Origin of the sequence: Amycolatopsis sp. 195334CR (assembly GCF_017309385.1) — a bacterium.
Classification (GTDB): Bacteria; Actinomycetota; Actinomycetes; order Mycobacteriales; family Pseudonocardiaceae; genus Amycolatopsis.
The window spans coordinates 4,189,557-4,205,298 of the sequence record NZ_JAFJMJ010000001.1 but is presented as its reverse complement, the minus strand read 5'-3'; the positions used below and the strand labels follow the sequence as shown (position 1 = coordinate 4,205,298).

Sequence of the window (15,742 nt, the reverse complement as noted above, 5' to 3'; positions counted from 1 at the left end):
GCGGCGGCTGCCAGCGTCGATATGCACCAGCGCACTGCGCCGAACGGCCCGGACGAGAGAGAGCAGAGGTACCCGCATGCAGGCCTTCACCCTGCCCGAGTTCTACATGCCGTACCCGGCCAGGTTGAACCCCCACCTCGAGCGCACCCGCGCGCACAGCATGCAGTGGGCCAAGGACCGGGGCATGCTCGACGCCCCCACCCCCGGCGGCGGCCTGGTCTGGGACGAACCCGCCCTCGCCAAGATGGACTACGCGCTCATGTGCGCCTACACCCATCCCGACTGCGACGGCACCATGCTCGACCTCATCACCGACTGGTACGTCTGGGTCTTCTTCTTCGACGACCACTTCCTCGAGGAGTTCAAGTACTCCCGCGACCTCGACGGCGCCAAGGCCCACCTCGACCACCTCGAACTCTTCATGACCGACGACCCACCCGAACCGGTGAACCCGGCCGAGGCCGGGCTCGCCGACCTGTGGGCCCGCACCATCCCGGCCATGTCCGACGACTGGCGCCGCCGGTTCGTCACCAGCACGCACAACCTGATGGTCGAGTCCATGTGGGAGCTCGACAACATCAACCGCGGGCGCATCGCGAACCCGATCGAGTACATGCAGATGCGCCGCCGCGTCGGCGGGGCGCCCTGGTCGGCGAACCTCGTCGAGTGCGTCGCCGCCGAGGTGCCGGGCGCGCTCGCCGCCACCCGGCCGCTGGAGGTACTGCGCGACACCTTCTCCGACGCCGTCCACCTGCGCAACGACCTGTTCTCCTACCAGCGCGAGGTCCAGGAGGAGGGCGAGAACTCCAACGCCGTCCTGGTCTTCGAGAAGTTCTTCGGCTGCTCCACCCAGGAAGCCGCGGAACTGGTCAACGAACTGCTCACCTCCCGCCTCCAGCAGTTCGAGAACACCGCGCTGACCGAGGTGCCCGGCCTCCTCGCTGCCTCCGGGGCCGCACCGCGGGACGCGGTCGCCGTCGCCGCCTACGTCAAGGGGTTGCAGGACTGGCAGGCCGGCGGGCACGAGTGGCATGCGCGGTCCAGCCGCTACATGAACGAAGGTGCCACCGGTGACCCGCTCGGCGGGCCGACCGGACTCGGCACCTCGGCGAGCAAGCTCGTCTTCGAGCCCGGCGCGCGCACCTGGGTCCGCCAGCACTCACACGTACCGCGGCAGGCGGTCGGGCCGTTGCCGGTGCCCGAGCTGTACATGCCGTTCCCCGTGCACACCAGCCCTCACCTGCCCGGCGCCCGCGACCACACCGCCGAATGGGCCGAGGAGATGGGCATGTTCGAGGCGGTGCCCGGGCTCGACGGCATCCCGCTGTGGGACGAGCGCCGGATGCGCGGCATCGACCTGGCGCACTGCGCCGCGATGATCCACCCCGACGCCACCCCCGAGCAGCTCGACCTGTCCTCGGACTGGCTCACCTGGGGCACCTACGGCGACGACCTCTACCCGCTGCTCGACCCCGCCGCCGCACGGGCCCTCACCGCGCGGCTGTGCCTGTTCATGCCCGAACCCGGCGACCCCGTGCCCGAACCGGAGAACGCCTTCGAACGCGGCCTCGCCGACCTCTGGCCGCGCACCGCCCGCCCGCTGCCGGACGCGCGGCGGCACGAGTTCAGGCGAGCCGTCGAGGAGATGGCCGCGAGCTGGGTGTGGGAGGTGGACAACCAGGCGCAGAACCGGATCCCGGACCCGATCGACTACGTGGAGATGCGGCGCCAGACCTTCGGCTCGGACATGACCGTGGCACTGGCGAAGCTGAACCGGCCCACGCCGATACCGCCCGAGGTCCACCACCACCGCACCCTGCACGAACTGGAAACCGCCGCGCAGGACTACGCCTGCTTCGCCAACGACCTGTACTCGTACCAGAAGGAGATCGAGTTCGAGGGCGAGGTGCACAACCTCGTGCTGGTGATGGAGAACTTCCTCGGCGTCGACCGGTTCATCGCCGCCGAGTTCGTGGTGAAGCTGATGAAGGCACGCATGGAGGAGTTCGAGCACATCGTCGCGCACGAGCTGGCGGTCATGTGCGACGAGCTGGACCTCTCCGACGAGGTGCGCCGCGCGCTGGTCGGGCACGCCGAGCACCTGAAGGACTGGATGTCCGGGATCCTCGAATGGCACCGCCAGTGCGTGCGCTACACCGAGCCGGAACTGAAGCGCGTGCGGGGGATCATGACCCCGCCGGTCGACTTCTCGTTCCCGCCCACCGGCCTGGGCACCTCCGCCGCCCGGATCCGGGACGCGGTGGCGAGCAGGTGAGCCGCCGGGCCGCGCCAGGCGATCAGGGGCGTTTGGCGCGGCTCGGGGCCACACGGGGTGGTTCGCCGGGCTGCTTCGGGTAGACCGGCGGCCACGGCGCGTCCATCAGCCCGCCGGCCAGGTCCCGGCGGGACCACTCCAGCAGCGGCTCCAGCGACTGCGGCCGCTCGTTCATCCCCGCCCACGGGTCGCCGCCCCGGCCGGGCACGGTGGCGATGGTCAGCTCGTCCGGCACGACGGTGTCCAGTTCGTCCCAGCGGATCGGCGTGGACACCTGCGCGCCGGCACGCGGTCGCACGCACCACGCGCCGAAGACCGTCTTGTGCGGCGCGTTCTGGTTGAAGTCGACGAAAACCCGGGGGCCGCGTTCTTCCTTCCACCACTTCGCGGTGATCCGCTGGGGGTGCCGCCGCTCCAGTTCGCGGGCGAGCGCGACCGCCCCGGCACGCACCTGGTAGCCGTCCCACTTCGGCTCCAGCCGGACGTAGATGTGCAGCCCGCGTGAGCCCGAGGTCTTCAGGTGCGCCTCGATGCCCAGTTCGGCCAGCAGCTCCCTGGTCAGCCCGGCCGCCTCCCGCAGCTGCTCGAACCCGACGCCGGGCGAGGGGTCCAGGTCGATGCGGAGTTCGTCGGTCACCTCGGGGGTTTCCGCGTGGTACGGCCACACGTGGAACCCGAGGCAGCCGAGGTTGACCGCCCACAGGATGTGCGCCAGGTCGGCGGCGACGAGCGCGTCGCTGGTGGTCCCGTTCGGGGTGGACACCACCGTGGTCCGCAGCCACGGCGGCACCGACTTCGGCACGCGCTTCTGGAACCACGACTTGCCGCTCGCCCCGGCCGGGTACCGCTCCAGCAGCAGCGGCCGCCCCTGGATGGTGGCCAGCAGCGGGGCCGCCACGGCCTGGTAGTACCGCACCAGGTCGAGCTTGGTCTCGGCGCGTTCGGTGAAGAACACCTTGTCCGGCGAGGTGATCGGCACCTCGACGCCGTCGGTCTCGATCACCACCGCCTCGCTCATCCGGCGGTCCCGAACAACGCGGTCAGCTCGGCGGGCGCGACCTCTTCGAGCTGGGCGTAGGTGCACGACTTCGGGTCGCGGTCGGGCCGGAACCGGGCCAGCCTGCCGCCGTGCCGGAAGCGGCCCGCCATCACGTGCTCGTACCGGACCTCGGCCACCCATTCGGTGCGCAGCGGCTCCCACGACAGGTCCTTCTTGCCGGTCCACCGGCTCACACCGCCGGGCATCCGGCCGCCCAGGTGCGCTTGAGCCTCGGCCCTGTCGCGCCACGGGTGCTCGGCGAGCGCGTTCTCGCGCAACGGCGCCAGCTCGTCGACCAGTTCCCGGCGCCGGGCGGCGGTGAAACTGCTGGCCACGCCGACGTGGTGCAGCCTGCCGTCGTCGTCGTAGAGGCCGAGCAGCAGTGAGCCGACGCTCTCGCCGTCCTTGTGCCAGCGGAACCCGGCGACCACACAGTCGGCGGTGCGTTCGTGCTTGACCTTCCACATCACGCGCTTGTCCTGCTCGTACGGCAGGTCGCCCGGTTTGGCCATCACCCCGTCGAAACCGGCGCCCTCGAACCGGGTGAACCAGTCCTCGGCGACCGCGGGATCGTCGGTGACCGGGGTGAGCACGATCTGCGAAAGCGCGTCGGAGAGCAGCCCGGCCAGGAGGCGGCGGCGTTCGGCGAACGGCTCCTCGGTCAGGTCGCGGTCGCCGAGCGCGAGCAGGTCGAAGGCGACGAAGCTGGCCGGCGTCTCCACCGCCAGCTTCTGCACCCGCGACGCGGCCGGGTGCAGCCGGTTCTGCAGGGTGTCGAAGTCCAGCCCGTAGCCGGTGACCACGACGATCTCACCGTCCACCACGCACCGCGGTGGCAGTGCGGCCCGCAGCAGGTCGACCAGTTCCGGGAAGTACCGGGTGAGCGGGCGGTCGTTGCGCGAGCCCAGCTCCACCTCGTCGCCGTCGCGGAAGACGATGCAGCGGAAGCCGTCCCACTTCGGCTCGTACAGCACTCCTGGTCCACGCGGCACGTCGCGGACGGATTTGGCCAGCATCGGCTTGACCGGCGGCATCACGGGCAGATCCACGACCAGATCGTAGGTCGTGATCAGCGCAAACGCACTCAGGAAACTTCCGTCAGCCGCGCCAGCGCACCGACCAGCGGAGCCAGCTCCGGCAGTTCCTCGGCTTCGGCGAGCGCCTGCGAAAGCGTGCGGTCGTGCGTCGGACGGGCGTCGGCCAGCAACGCCTGTCCGGCCGCGGTCACCTCGGTGTAGATGCCGCGGCGGTCGGTCGGGCACAGGTAGCGCTGGAGCAGGCCGCGGTCCTCCAGCCTGCTCACCAGCCGGGTGGTGGCCGACTGGCTCAGCACCACCGCGTTCGACAGCTGGGTCATCCGCAGGTGGAAGCCGTCCTGGCGGGCCAGCACGTCGAGCACGGTGTACTCGCTCACCGACAGCTGGTGCTCGCGCTGCAACGAGCGCTCCAGCTGGTCCTCGATGCGCGCGTGCAGCGCGGCCAAGGTGCGCCAGCCCTGGGCGCGGGCTTCTACGGCGTCATCGGGCAGTGACACGGTTCACCACTCCTCCGGGGAGCATCCCCGATCGTTGCCTGCTAGCGTATCCGTCGTTGGCAATTACCGGCGTCTGCAACTATTGCTCGCGCTGGTATCTGCTCCCCACAGGATACCCATCGGCGTAAGGATCGGACTGTTATGCCCGTCGCCCTGTTCGCGCTGGCGATCAGCGCCTTCGGCATCGGCACCACCGAGTTCGTGATCATGGGCCTGCTGCCCGAGGTGGCCGCCGACTTCGGCGTCTCCATCCCGGCGGCGGGCCTGCTGATCTCCGGGTACGCGCTCGGCGTGGTGGTCGGCGCGCCCCTGCTCACCGCGCTCGGTTCGCGGATCCCGCGCAAGACCGTGCTGGTCGGGCTGATGGTGCTGTTCATCGCGGGCAACCTGGTCTCGGCCGTGGCCACCAGCTACGGCCTGCTGATGACCGGCCGGATCGTGGCCGCGCTGTCGCACGGCGCCTTCTTCGGCGTCGGCTCGGTGGTGGCCGCCTCGCTGGTCGCGCCGTCACGGCAGGCCAGCGCGATCGCGATGATGTTCACCGGGCTGACCGTGGCGAACGTGCTCGGCGTGCCCGCCGGGACCGCGCTCGGCCAGCAGCTCGGCTGGCGCTCCACGTTCTGGGCGGTCAGCGCGCTGGGCGTGGTCGGCCTGGTCGGCATCCTCGCCCTGGTGCCGCGTCAGGACCGCGTCGAGGGCGGTGGCCTGCGCAGCGAGCTCGCGGTGTTCCGCAAACCGCAGGTGTGGCTGGCGCTGGCGATGACCGCGCTCGGCTTCGCCGGGGTGTTCGCCTCGTTCACCTACATCGCGCCGATGATGACCGAGGTGGCCGGCTTCTCCTCCGGCGCGGTCACCTGGCTGCTGGTGCTGTTCGGCGCCGGGCTGGTCGCGGGCAACCTGCTCGGCGGGCGCGCGGCGGACCGGGCGCTGATGCCCAGCCTGTACGTCATCCTCGGCGCGCTCGCGCTGGTGCTGCTGGCGTTCGTGTTCACCGCGCACGCCCAGCTGCCCGCGGCGATCACCATCGCGGTGTTCGGCGCGGCGGGGTTCGCCACCGTGCCGCCGTTGCAGGCACGGGTGATGGCGCAGGCCAAGGAGGCGCCCGCGCTGGCGTCGGCGGCGAACATCGCCGCGTTCAACCTCGGCAACGCCGGTGGGGCCTGGCTGGGCGGCCTGGCCATCGACGGTGGCCTCGGCTACACCGCGCCCAACTGGATCGGCGCCCTGCTGGCCGCCTCCGGGCTGCTGGTCGCGCTGTTCTCGGGGATGCTGGACCGGAAGCGGTCCCCGCTCGTCACCGTCCACTGAGGAATGCACACGGAAGGAAAGGAAGTTCCATGACCGGCATACCCACCGTGACCCTGAACAACGGCGTAGTGATGCCGCAGCTCGGGTACGGGGTGTTCCAGGTACCCGACGCGGAGACCGCGGCGGCGGTGACCTCCGCGCTCGAAGCCGGGTACCGCAGCATCGACACGGCCACCGTGTACGGCAACGAGCGCGGTGTCGGCCAGGCGCTGGCCGATTCCGGGATCGCGCGGGAAGACCTGTTCGTCACCACCAAGCTGTGGAACTCCGACCAGGGTTACGACCAGGCGCTGCGGGCGTTCGACGCCAGCGCGGAGCGGCTCGGCCTCGACTACCTCGACCTGTACCTGATCCACTGGCCGACGCCCGAGCGCGGGCTGTACACCGAGACCTGGCGGGCGCTGGAGAAGCTGCACGCCGACGGCCGCGTCCGCGCGATCGGCGTGTCCAACTTCCAGCCGTCCCACCTGGACGAACTGGCCCGCACCAGCTCCGTGGTGCCCGCGGTCAACCAGGTCGAGGTGCACCCGTACCTCCAGCAGGCCGAGGTCCGCGAGTACGACGAGAAGCACGGCATCGCCACCGAGGCGTGGAGCCCGCTGGCCAAGGGCGGCGACCTGCTCGCCGACCCGGTGGTGCGGGAGCTGGCCTCGAAGCACGACCGCACCCCCGCGCAGGTGGTGCTGCGCTGGCACCTCCAGCTGGGCAACGTGGTCATCCCCAAGTCGGTGACCCCGGCGCGCATCCGCGAGAACCTGGCGGTGTTCGACTTCGCGCTGGCCGACGAGGACCTGTCGGCGTTGGCCTCGCTGGACCGCGGTGAGCGCACCGGGCCGGACCCCGACACGTTCAACGTGGCGTGATCGGCGTGCGACTGGATCTGAGCGGGAAGACCGCGCTGGTCACCGGTTCCAGCCAGGGCATCGGGCTGGCCATCGCGACCGGGCTCGCCCGAGCGGGCGCGCGGGTCGCGGTGAACGGCCGCAAGCAGTCCACTGTGGACGAAGCGGTGGCGCGGGTGCGCGAGGCGGGCGGCGACGCGGTGGCGGCGGTCGCGGACGTGGCTTCCGCGGACGGTGCCGCGGAACTGGTCTCGCGGCTGCCCGAAGTGGACGTCCTGGTCAACAACCTCGGCATCTTCGGCACCGAGGCACCGCTGGAGATCAGCGACGACGAATGGCGCCGCTACTTCGAGGTGAACGTGCTGTCCGCGGTCCGGCTCACCCGCGCCTACCTGCCCGGCATGACCGGGCGCGGGTGGGGCCGCGTGCTGAACATCGCCAGCGACTCGGCGGTGGTGATCCCGGCCGAGATGATCCACTACGGCGTGTCGAAGACGGCGCTGCTCGGGGTCTCGCGCGGGTTCGCGAAGGAGGCGGCGGGCACCGGCGTAACGGTGAACTCGGTGATCGCCGGGCCGACGCACACCGGTGGCGTGGAGGACTTCGTCTACCAGCTGGTGGACCGCGCGCTGCCGTGGGACGAGGCGCAGCGCGAGTTCATGCGGCTGCACCGGCCGCAGTCCCTGCTGCAGCGGCTGATCGAGCCGGAGGAGATCGCGAACATGGTGGTCTACCTCAGCTCACCGCTGGCCTCGGCGACCACCGGCGCCGCCGTCCGCGTCGACGGCGGCTACGTCGATTCGATCGTCCCCTGACCCGTGCCGCGGCCTATGCCGTGAATGTGGCTTTCACAGCGGATTCCGCTGTGAAAGCCACATTCACGGCACTTCGGCCTACGCGATCTTGCGGCCGAGGCCGCCGTCGACCGGGAGCTTGACCGCGGTGGTGAAGGTGGCGTCGAAGGCCAGGAACAACGCGGCCGCCGCCACCTCCTCCGGGGTGCCGTGCCGCTTCATCGGCGTGACCAGGTCGCCCGCCTTCGAGAACGCCGCGCGTTCCTCGGCGCTCGCCCCGGTCAGGCCCATGCTCGGGGTGTCGATGAAGCCCGGCGCCACCGCGTTCACCCGGATCCGCCGCGGCAGCAGTTCCGCGGCCAGCACCTGCGCGAACGACCACAGCGCCGCCTTCGACCCGGCGTAGGGCCCCATGCCCGGCGTTCCGCCCTCGTCGGCGATCGAGGTGGTGAACACGATCGCGCCGTCCTCGCGCAGCAACGGGAGCAGGCGCCGCACGGTGAAGAACGCGCCCTTGGTGTTCACGTCGAACGTCCGGTCGTAGATCTCTTCGGTCGTTTCGGCGAACGGCAGCGTGTAGGCGACCCCGGCGTTGACGAACAACGCGTCCACGCCGCCGAACCGGTCCGCGACGACCCCGCCGAGCGCGTCGATGTCGGCCATGCTCGCCGCGTCCGAGCGCAGCACGAACGCGCGCGGGCCCAGTTCGTCGCGGGCCTGCTCGACCTTGCGCTCGTCGCGGCCGGTGACCAGCACCTGGCCTTCCCGCGCCAGCACCGCCTTCGCGATGGCGAGCCCGATCCCGTGAGTCCCGCCCGTAACCACCGCCCTCACGACTGCAGCAGCCGGATAACGCCGACACCGTCCTCGTCGCCGTGGCCCTGCGCCACGCGCTCCTGGAACAACCGCATCACCGGCTCCAGCAGGTCCGGCCGCACCCCCTGCTCCTTGCTCGCCTCGATCAGGTTCGGGAACGCCTGCGCCTGCATGGCCAGGTTCGACACCACGTCCTTGGTGAAGTCGTCGCGGTCGATCCGGTCGGCGGCCTCGCGGACGAACCCGGACATCGCCTGGATCCACGGCACCAGCAACGCCGAGAAGTCGGTGGCCGGGATACCCGCCGAGCCGATCAGCGCGTAGGCGTGCATCACCCCCGCGTGCATGCCGTACATCCCGCTCAGCAACGCCAGGTCGTACAGCGCGGCCAGGCCGGTGTCCTCGCCGACGTACTGCACGCCGCCGAAGGTTTCGAACAGCGCGCGCCGCGCCTCGACCTCGCGCTCCGGTCCGGCGTAGAGCACGAACGACGCCTCGGTGCCGATGCCCGGCGGCACCGCCATGATGCCGCCGTCGACGTACTCCGCACCCAGCGCGGTGACGCGTTCCGCCAGCTCACGGGCCTGCCGCGGGGTGCCGTTGGTCAGGTTGACCACGGTCCGCCCGCGCAGCCGGTCGCCGGCCGCGTCGAGCAGTTCGCCGACCGCGTTGTTGTCGACCACGCACAGGATCACCACCGGGCTCGCCTCGAACGCCTCGGCCAGCCCGGCCGCCTCGTGCGCACCCGCCGCGGTCAGCTCGCCCGCCTTGCCCGGTGTGCGGTTCCACACCGTGGCCGTGAAGCCGTTCCGCAGCGCCGCGGCGGCGAGCGCCCGGCCCATGTCACCCAGCCCGGCGAAGGTCACCTGGGTGGTGGAGTTCTCCGTCATCGTGCCTCTTCCTCGTTTCGGTTCCCCCTGAACGAGTTCCACCGTGCGCGCCGGGGCTTTCGGTCCGGTCCGGATCCGCTTTCGGCAGGCTGTCGGTGGTCCCGATCCGCTTTCGGCAAGCTGTCGGTGGTCCCGGCTAGGGTGGCTCCCGTGCGTTTCGGTGTGCTCGGTCCGCTTGAGGTGTGGACGGCGGATCAGCGGCCGGTGAAGGTCCCGGAGGCGAAGGTCCGCGCCCTCCTCGCGGATCTGCTCGCCCATCGCGGGCGCCCGGTTTCGGTGGACCGCCTGGTCGACGACCTGTGGGGCGCCGAGCCACCGGCGAATCCGACCGGCGCGCTGCAGACCAAGGTTTCGCAGCTGCGGCGTGCCCTGGAGCAGGGCGAGCCGGGCGGGCGTGAGCTGGTGGTCTCCGGGCCGTCGGGCTACACGCTGCGAGCCGAGGCGGCCGATGTCGACCACAGCCGGTTCGAGCACCTGGTGGACCAGGCCCGCCAGGCCGCCGATCCACGTACCCGGGCGGCTCAGCTGGCGGAGGCGCTGGCGCTCTGGCGAGGTGCCGCCTTCGCCGACTTCGCCGACGCCGACTTCCTCGCGCCGACGGTCCACCGGCTCGACGAACAGCGGCTCGTGGCGCTGGAGGAGCAGGCCGAAGCCCGGCTCGACCTCGGCGAGCACAGCGAACTGGCCGGGGAGCTGACCGATCTGGTCGCGCGCAACCCGTTGCGGGAGCGGCTGCGCCGCGCGCACCTGCTGGCGCTGTACCGCGCGGGCCGCCAGAGCGAGGCACTGGCCGGGTACGCCGAGTTGCGCGAGCGGCTCGCCGACGAGCTGGGCCTCGACCCGAGCCCGGAACTGGCCGAGCTGTACCAGTCGATGTTGCGGCAGGATCCCGCGCTCACCCCGTCGGCCCGGCGCACGACGAACCTGCCCGCGCCGGTGACCGAGCTGATCGGCCGCGAGGACGAGGTGGGCGAGGTCCGGCAGTTGCTCGCGGCGAACAGGCTGGTCACGCTCACCGGTCCGGGCGGGGTCGGCAAGACCAGGCTGGCCATCGAGGCCGCGGCGCGGCTCGTCGGTGACTTCGCCGACGGCGTGTGGCTGGTCGAGCTGGCCGGGCACTGGACGCACGGCGCGCCGGAGGCCGCGTGCTCGGTCGCCGAGGTCGCGGCCAGCATGCTCAACCTGCGCGAGGACACCAAGGCCGGCGCGCTGCCGCTGCCATCGGACCAGCTCGCCGAGGCCCTGCGCGACCAGCACCTGCTGCTGGTCCTGGACAACTGCGAGCACCTGGTCGAACCGGTCGCCGAGCTGGTGGAACTGCTGCTGCGGAGCGCACCCGGCCTGCGGGTGCTGACCACCAGCCAGGAACCACTGGGCCTGGCCGGTGAGTTCGTCCACGGGGTGCGGCCGCTCGAACTGACCAGCGCGGTCGAACTGTTCCGCACCCGCGCGGCCGCGGCGGCACCGGGGTTCACCCTGTCCGAGCAGAACAGCGAAGCGGTGGCGGAGATCTGCCGCCGGCTCGACGGCGTTCCGCTCGCGCTCGAACTGGCGGCCAGCCGCATCCGCGTGCTCGGCGCGCGGGAGCTGCTGTCCCGGTTGGACGATCGGTTCCGCTTGCTGGTCACCGGGCACCGCGGGGCACCGGCGCGGCAGCAGACGCTGCGCGCGATGATCGGCTGGAGCTGGGAACTGCTCACCGAGGCCGAGCGGATCGTGCTGCGGCGGCTCGCCCTGCACGCCGAGGGCTGCGAGCTGGAAGCCGCCGAGGTGGTCTGCGCCGGGGAGGGCGTGAAACCGGTCGAGGTGCTGGATCTGCTGGCGCGGCTGGTGGATCGGTCGCTGGTGGCCGTGGCGGAGGTCGGTGGCCGCACGCGGTACCGGCTGCTGGAGTCGGTGGCGGCGTACTGCGTCGAGCGGTTGCGCGAGGCCGGTGAGTACGACCGGGTCCGGCGGCGGCACCACCGGTTCTACCTCGATCTGGCGGAACGGGCCGAGGAGCGCCTCTGCCGGTCCGACCAGCGCGACTGGCTCGACCGGCTCGACACCGAAAGCGCCAACTTCCGCGCGGCGCTGGAGGGCGCGGAGGCCGATGGTGACGCCGAGCTGGCGATCCGCCTGGTCAACGCGCTGGGCTGGTACTGGTTCCTGCGCGGCCGGTTGCGCGAGGGCCACCGGTCGGTCGTACTCGCGCTGGGCATCGACGCCCCCGCGCCGGAGGTCGCGTGGGCGCGCGCGATGGCCTGGCGGGCGGCGCTCAAGATTCTCATCGGCGAGGGCGCCGGCCTGCACAAGGAGGCCGAGGAGGTGCTGGCGCTGTACGAGCGCGTCGACGATCCGCTCGGCCGCGCGCGGGCCGAGTGGTTCCTGAGCTTCGCGCTGATCGGCGCGGGTGATCTGTCCGTCGGCGCGGCCAGGGTCGACCGCGCGCTGGCCGGGTTCCGTGCGCTGGGCGACCGCTGGGGCGAGGCGGCGGCGCTCGCCCTGCAGGCGATGCAGGCGCGCCCCCGCGGCGGGCTGGCGCGAGCCGCCCGCGATTCCGAACGCGCGATCGAGCTGTTCCGGGAGGTCGGCGACCGGTGGGGCGAGGTGAAGTCGACCGACACGCTCAGCTCGCTGGCCGAGGTCGCCGGTGACTACGAACGCGCGGAAAGCCTGCACCGCAACGCTTTGCGGCTCGCCGAGGAGCTGGGCCTGTGGAACGAGGTGTCGTACACGCTGTCCGGCATCGGGCGGATCGCGCTGCTCAAGGGCGAGTTCGCCAAGGCCGACGAGTACCACGAACGCGCGCGGAAGCTGTCCGCGCAGCATTCGCACAAGCGTGGTGAGCAGTTCGCCGAGATCGGGCTGGGGCTCTCCGCGCGGCGACAGGGTCAGCCCGAGCGCGCCGAGGCGCACCTGGAGAAGTGGCTCGAGTGGTGCCGCCAGGTGGACGGGGATCTCGGCACGGCGTTGATCCTGGCCGAGCTGGGGTTCGCGGCCGAGCAGCGCGGGGAGGTCGCGCTCGCGCTGGACCGGCAGCGCGAGGGGTACGCCGCCGCGGAGGCCACCGGTGATCCGCGCTCGATCGCGCTGGCGCTGGAGGGGCTGGCGAGCGCGCACGCGGCGGGCGGGGACCACGCCGCCGCCGCGCGCCTGCTCGGTGCGGCCACCGCGACCAGGGAGTCGGTGGGCACGCCGCTGCCCGAGGCCGAGCGCGGCGATGTGGACAGAACGGCCGCCGCGGCCCGTGCCGGGCTCGGTGAAGCGGAGTTCACCGAGCTGTTCCGCCAGGGCGGCACCCAGCCTGCTGAGTCCTTTGTGGACATTCAAGGGTGACAACGGTGGTGCCGGGAACGGGTCGGGTGTCAGGATGGCTGGATGATGCCGTCCGGGGTGTGCACAGCGGAAGAAGGCCTCACCATCGCCGTCGCCTGGCACGGTGAGGTGGTGGAACTGGCGGTGACCGGGGAGCTGGACACCACCACCGCCGCCATGCTGGCGGAGGCGATCGCGCAGGCCGTCGCGGATGGACCGGCGGCACTGGTGGTGAACCTGAGCGGGGTGGAATTCCTGGCCAGCGCGGGGATTTCGGTACTCATCGAAGCGAACGCCACGCTGCGGATCCCGTTCGCACTAGTCGCCGCCACCCATCAGGTGCGGCGGCCACTCGCAGTCACCGGCCTGGACCGGATCCTGCCGCTGTACCCGACCGCCACGGCCGCCCTCGCCTGCGCCTGACCGGAGGCTTTTGGTTCGACCACCGGCCCGTGGCTTCCGCCGGGGTTCGAGCCGTGACCCGCTTCGCCGCCCCCGGCGCCTGTCCCGGCCCGCTTCGCCCCGCCCGGCGCCTGCCCCGGCTCGAATCGCGGCGCCCGGCCCTGCCCCGGCTCGAATCGCGGCGCCCGGCGCCTGCCCGCTTCGCCGCGCCCGGCGTCTGCCCCGGCTCGAATCGCGGCGGAGGTCGTCTGGCGAGCCGCAGTCAGCGTGTCTCCGCGGTCAGCTCGTCCGCGGCGGAGCGCAGGGCCGTCACCACCGCCCGGATGGCCGGTCGTCGCGCGGCGCTGGTGCGCCAGAGGACGTGGACCTGCCGCGCGGGCCTCGGCCGGATCTCCACCAAGCGCACCCCGGCGGGCAGGTGGTCCCGGCCCAGCAGCGGCAGCACGGCCACCCCCAACCCCGCGGCGACCAAGGCCAGCTGCGTCGAGTGCTCCGAAGCGGTGTGCACCACCCGCGGTTCCCCCAGGCTCCGGGTGAGCCAGTCGTGGCAAAGCTGGCCGCTGGTCCAGGTGATCCACTCCTCCGCCACCAGATCGGCCAGCGTCACCGAGGTCCGCGCGGCGAGCGCGTGTTCGACGGGCACCGCCAGGTCCAGCGGATCGTCGAGCAGGTTCTCCCGCGACAAACCCTCCGGCAGTTCCAGCGGCGCCTCCGCCCAGTCCTGCACCACCGCCACGTCCACGTCCCCACGGCACAACCCGGCGATCGCCTCCGGTGGCTCCTGCTCGTCCAGTCGCAGGTCCAGCGCCGGGTGCTCGGCACGCAACCCCCGCAACGCGCCCGGCAACAACCCCCGCGCGGCGGTGGCGAACGCCGCGACAGACAGCCGCCCCGCGACCGCGCCCCGGTGTCGCGCGAGGTCGGCCTCCACCTGTTCGACCTGTGCCAGCAGGCGATCCCCGTGCGCCGCCAGCAGCGCGGCCGCATCGGTGAGCCGGATGCCGCGGCCGTTGCGCTCCACCAGCCGCTGCCCGACCTCCCGCTCCAGCCGCGCCAACTGCTGCGAGACCGCCGAGGTGGTGACGTGCAGCTGGGCCGCCGCGCCGCTGACCGAGCCGGTGGTCGACACCGCCCGCAGCACCCGCAGCCGTTCGAGGTTCAACACTTAAGCGATGCTACGCGATAACCCCCATCAAGACTCGCTTGTCTAAACAGCCACGCCCGCCCAGGGTGGAGCACATGACCATGAGCATCACCCTCGGCGGCGACCTGCCGGTGCACCGGCTCGGCTTCGGCGCCATGCGACTGCGCGGCCGGGACGCGGCCGAGCGTGCCGAATCGATCCGGCTCGCCCGCCGCGCGGTGGAACTGGGCGTCGGCTTCATCGATACCGCGGACGCCTACGACCTCGGCGGAAACGAGGAACTGCTGGCCGAGGCGCTGCACCCCTATCCGGCCGGACTGGTGGTGGCCACCAAGGGCGGCCAATGCCATCCCGGCGACGACTGGATTCCGCTCGGCCGGCCCGAATACCTCCGGCAGCAGGCCGAACTGAGCCTGCGGCGGTTGCGAATTCCGCAAATTGAACTTTACCAGTTGCACCGGATCGATCCGGCCGTTCCGCTGGCCGACCAGATCGGCGCATTGACCCGCCTGCGCGAGGAGGGGAAAATACGGCACATCGGCTTGTCCGAGGTGAGCGTGGCGCAACTGGCGGAAGCCGAATCGATCACGCCGATCGCGAGCGTGCAGAACCTGTACAACCTCGAACAACGAAGGTCTGAACCAGTGCTCGAGTACTGCGAACGCCGTGGTATCGCGTTCATCCCGTGGCTGCCGATCAAGCCGAGCACCACCGCGGGCGGCGCCGTCGCCGCGGTGGCGGCCGCCCACGGCGCCACCCCGGCGCAGGTGGCACTGGCCTGGTTGCTGCGGCGCTCCCCGGTGGTGTTGCCCATTCCGGGCACTTCGTCACGCCGCCATCTGGAGGAAAATCTGGCCGCGCGCACCCTTTCACTGTCCGATCAGGACTGCGCACGGCTGGAATCGGCCACCGGGAATCACGACTGAGGAAGCCGAATACCGCAGTTGTACACCGATCGTCTATCGTGCCAAGAGGATGGCGGACCAGGGGGTGCGCCGAATCGTCCTGGGAGCGGAAGACGTGGCACAAAAAGTTTCCGTGGTGATGTCCGACGACATCGACGGGTCGCCGGCCGACGAAACCGTTCATTTCGGCCTCGACGGGATCGATTACGTGATCGACCTGTCCGCCGAGAACGCCGACGAACTGCGGGACGCGCTGTTCCGGTTCGTCGAGGTCGCGCGCCGGGTGAGCGGCCGGAAGAAGCGCGGCTCACCGCCGATGCCCAATGCCGGGCCGGTGGTCGGCACCACCGAACGGCGGGCCAGGGCGCAGGCGATCCGGGCCTGGGCACGGGAGAACGGATTCGAGATCTCCGAACGGGGCCGGGTTTCCCTGGAGGTCGAATCCGCCTTCCTCGAAGCCACGGAGAAGTAGGGGAAAGGCCGCCCGCGGGCGGCC

General features: G+C 71.6%; 14 protein-coding genes. 8 read left to right on the top strand and 6 right to left on the bottom strand.

The genetic code is table 11. From position 1 onward, the window contains the following. Window positions 1-76: 76 nt before the first annotated feature. Window positions 77-2,275, top strand: coding sequence for a germacradienol/geosmin synthase (locus JYK18_RS20235; protein ID WP_206803521.1), 2,199 nt, complete (start codon window positions 77-79; stop codon window positions 2,273-2,275). A 22-nt stretch (window positions 2,276-2,297) separates the two neighbouring features. Here JYK18_RS20235 and ligD read toward each other — a convergent pair whose 3' ends face one another. From ligD to JYK18_RS20220, 3 genes are read right to left on the bottom strand one after another with little or no spacing between them, the layout of a single operon-like run. Beyond that, window positions 2,298-3,293 (bottom strand): non-homologous end-joining DNA ligase, encoded by a 996-nt coding sequence (gene ligD / locus JYK18_RS20230; RefSeq protein ID WP_206803520.1) that lies wholly within the window; start codon window positions 3,291-3,293, stop codon window positions 2,298-2,300. Then, window positions 3,290-4,363: an ATP-dependent DNA ligase gene (locus JYK18_RS20225; protein WP_206803519.1), complete on the bottom strand. Its 1,074-nt coding sequence runs from the start codon at window positions 4,361-4,363 to the stop codon at window positions 3,290-3,292. The genes ligD and JYK18_RS20225 overlap by 4 nt, the downstream gene beginning before the upstream one ends. A gap of 35 nt (window positions 4,364-4,398) precedes the next feature. Next, window positions 4,399-4,848: a MarR family winged helix-turn-helix transcriptional regulator gene (locus JYK18_RS20220; RefSeq protein ID WP_206803518.1), complete on the bottom strand. Its 450-nt coding sequence runs from the start codon at window positions 4,846-4,848 to the stop codon at window positions 4,399-4,401. A 141-nt stretch (window positions 4,849-4,989) separates the two neighbouring features. On the opposite strand from JYK18_RS20220, the gene JYK18_RS20215 reads away from it, so the two are divergent. From JYK18_RS20215 to JYK18_RS20205, 3 genes are read left to right on the top strand one after another with little or no spacing between them, the layout of a single operon-like run. Continuing rightward, on the top strand, window positions 4,990-6,156 hold the full coding sequence (locus JYK18_RS20215; protein WP_206803517.1) for an MFS transporter: 1,167 nt from the start codon (window positions 4,990-4,992) through the stop codon (window positions 6,154-6,156). A 29-nt stretch (window positions 6,157-6,185) separates the two neighbouring features. Then, window positions 6,186-7,019 (top strand): aldo/keto reductase, encoded by an 834-nt coding sequence (locus JYK18_RS20210; RefSeq protein ID WP_206803516.1) that lies wholly within the window; start codon window positions 6,186-6,188, stop codon window positions 7,017-7,019. A 5-nt stretch (window positions 7,020-7,024) separates the two neighbouring features. Beyond that, window positions 7,025-7,813 (top strand): SDR family NAD(P)-dependent oxidoreductase, encoded by a 789-nt coding sequence (locus JYK18_RS20205; RefSeq protein WP_206803515.1) that lies wholly within the window; start codon window positions 7,025-7,027, stop codon window positions 7,811-7,813. A gap of 78 nt (window positions 7,814-7,891) precedes the next feature. Here the strand turns inward: JYK18_RS20205 and JYK18_RS20200 are convergent, their stop codons facing one another. Both JYK18_RS20200 and JYK18_RS20195 read right to left on the bottom strand, forming a co-directional pair. Continuing rightward, window positions 7,892-8,626, bottom strand: a complete 735-nt coding sequence (locus JYK18_RS20200) for an SDR family oxidoreductase (RefSeq protein ID WP_206803514.1) — start codon at window positions 8,624-8,626, stop codon at window positions 7,892-7,894. Continuing rightward, window positions 8,623-9,498, bottom strand: coding sequence for an NAD(P)-dependent oxidoreductase (locus JYK18_RS20195; RefSeq protein WP_206803513.1), 876 nt, complete (start codon window positions 9,496-9,498; stop codon window positions 8,623-8,625). Before JYK18_RS20195 ends, JYK18_RS20200 begins: the two co-directional genes overlap by 4 nt. Before the next feature lie 150 nt (window positions 9,499-9,648). On the opposite strand from JYK18_RS20195, the gene JYK18_RS20190 reads away from it, so the two are divergent. Beyond that, window positions 9,649-12,816 carry a BTAD domain-containing putative transcriptional regulator gene (locus tag JYK18_RS20190; protein WP_206803512.1) on the top strand — a complete coding sequence of 1,056 codons (3,168 nt, stop codon included), beginning with the start codon at window positions 9,649-9,651 and terminating at the stop codon, window positions 12,814-12,816. Window positions 12,817-12,858: 42 nt separating this feature from the next. Then, entirely contained in the window at window positions 12,859-13,218 is a 360-nt protein-coding gene (locus JYK18_RS20185; protein ID WP_206803511.1) for an STAS domain-containing protein, read from the top strand. A 241-nt stretch (window positions 13,219-13,459) separates the two neighbouring features. On the opposite strand, the gene JYK18_RS20180 is transcribed toward JYK18_RS20185, so the two are convergent. After that, the gene (locus JYK18_RS20180; RefSeq protein ID WP_206803510.1) at window positions 13,460-14,362 is read right to left on the bottom strand and encodes a LysR family transcriptional regulator; all 903 of its coding nucleotides are present in this window, start codon (window positions 14,360-14,362) and stop codon (window positions 13,460-13,462) included. A gap of 74 nt (window positions 14,363-14,436) precedes the next feature. On the opposite strand from JYK18_RS20180, the gene JYK18_RS20175 reads away from it, so the two are divergent. Further along, window positions 14,437-15,267, top strand: coding sequence for an aldo/keto reductase (locus JYK18_RS20175; RefSeq protein ID WP_206803509.1), 831 nt, complete (start codon window positions 14,437-14,439; stop codon window positions 15,265-15,267). Window positions 15,268-15,361: 94 nt separating this feature from the next. Beyond that, window positions 15,362-15,718, top strand: a complete 357-nt coding sequence (locus JYK18_RS20170; protein WP_206803508.1) for an Lsr2 family protein — start codon at window positions 15,362-15,364, stop codon at window positions 15,716-15,718. The last annotated feature ends 24 nt before the right edge of the window (window positions 15,719-15,742 follow it).

Coding starts and splice junctions, on each gene's coding strand:
- JYK18_RS20210 (WP_206803516.1), top strand. CDS start 6,186: ATGACCGGCATACCCACCGTGACCCTGAACAACGGCGTAGTGATGCCG.
- JYK18_RS20235 (WP_206803521.1), top strand. CDS start 77: ATGCAGGCCTTCACCCTGCCCGAGTTCTACATGCCGTACCCGGCCAGG.
- ligD (WP_206803520.1), bottom strand. CDS start 3,293: ATGAGCGAGGCGGTGGTGATCGAGACCGACGGCGTCGAGGTGCCGATC.
- JYK18_RS20195 (WP_206803513.1), bottom strand. CDS start 9,498: ATGACGGAGAACTCCACCACCCAGGTGACCTTCGCCGGGCTGGGTGAC.
- JYK18_RS20215 (WP_206803517.1), top strand. CDS start 4,990: ATGCCCGTCGCCCTGTTCGCGCTGGCGATCAGCGCCTTCGGCATCGGC.
- JYK18_RS20185 (WP_206803511.1), top strand. CDS start 12,859: ATGATGCCGTCCGGGGTGTGCACAGCGGAAGAAGGCCTCACCATCGCC.
- JYK18_RS20175 (WP_206803509.1), top strand. CDS start 14,437: ATGACCATGAGCATCACCCTCGGCGGCGACCTGCCGGTGCACCGGCTC.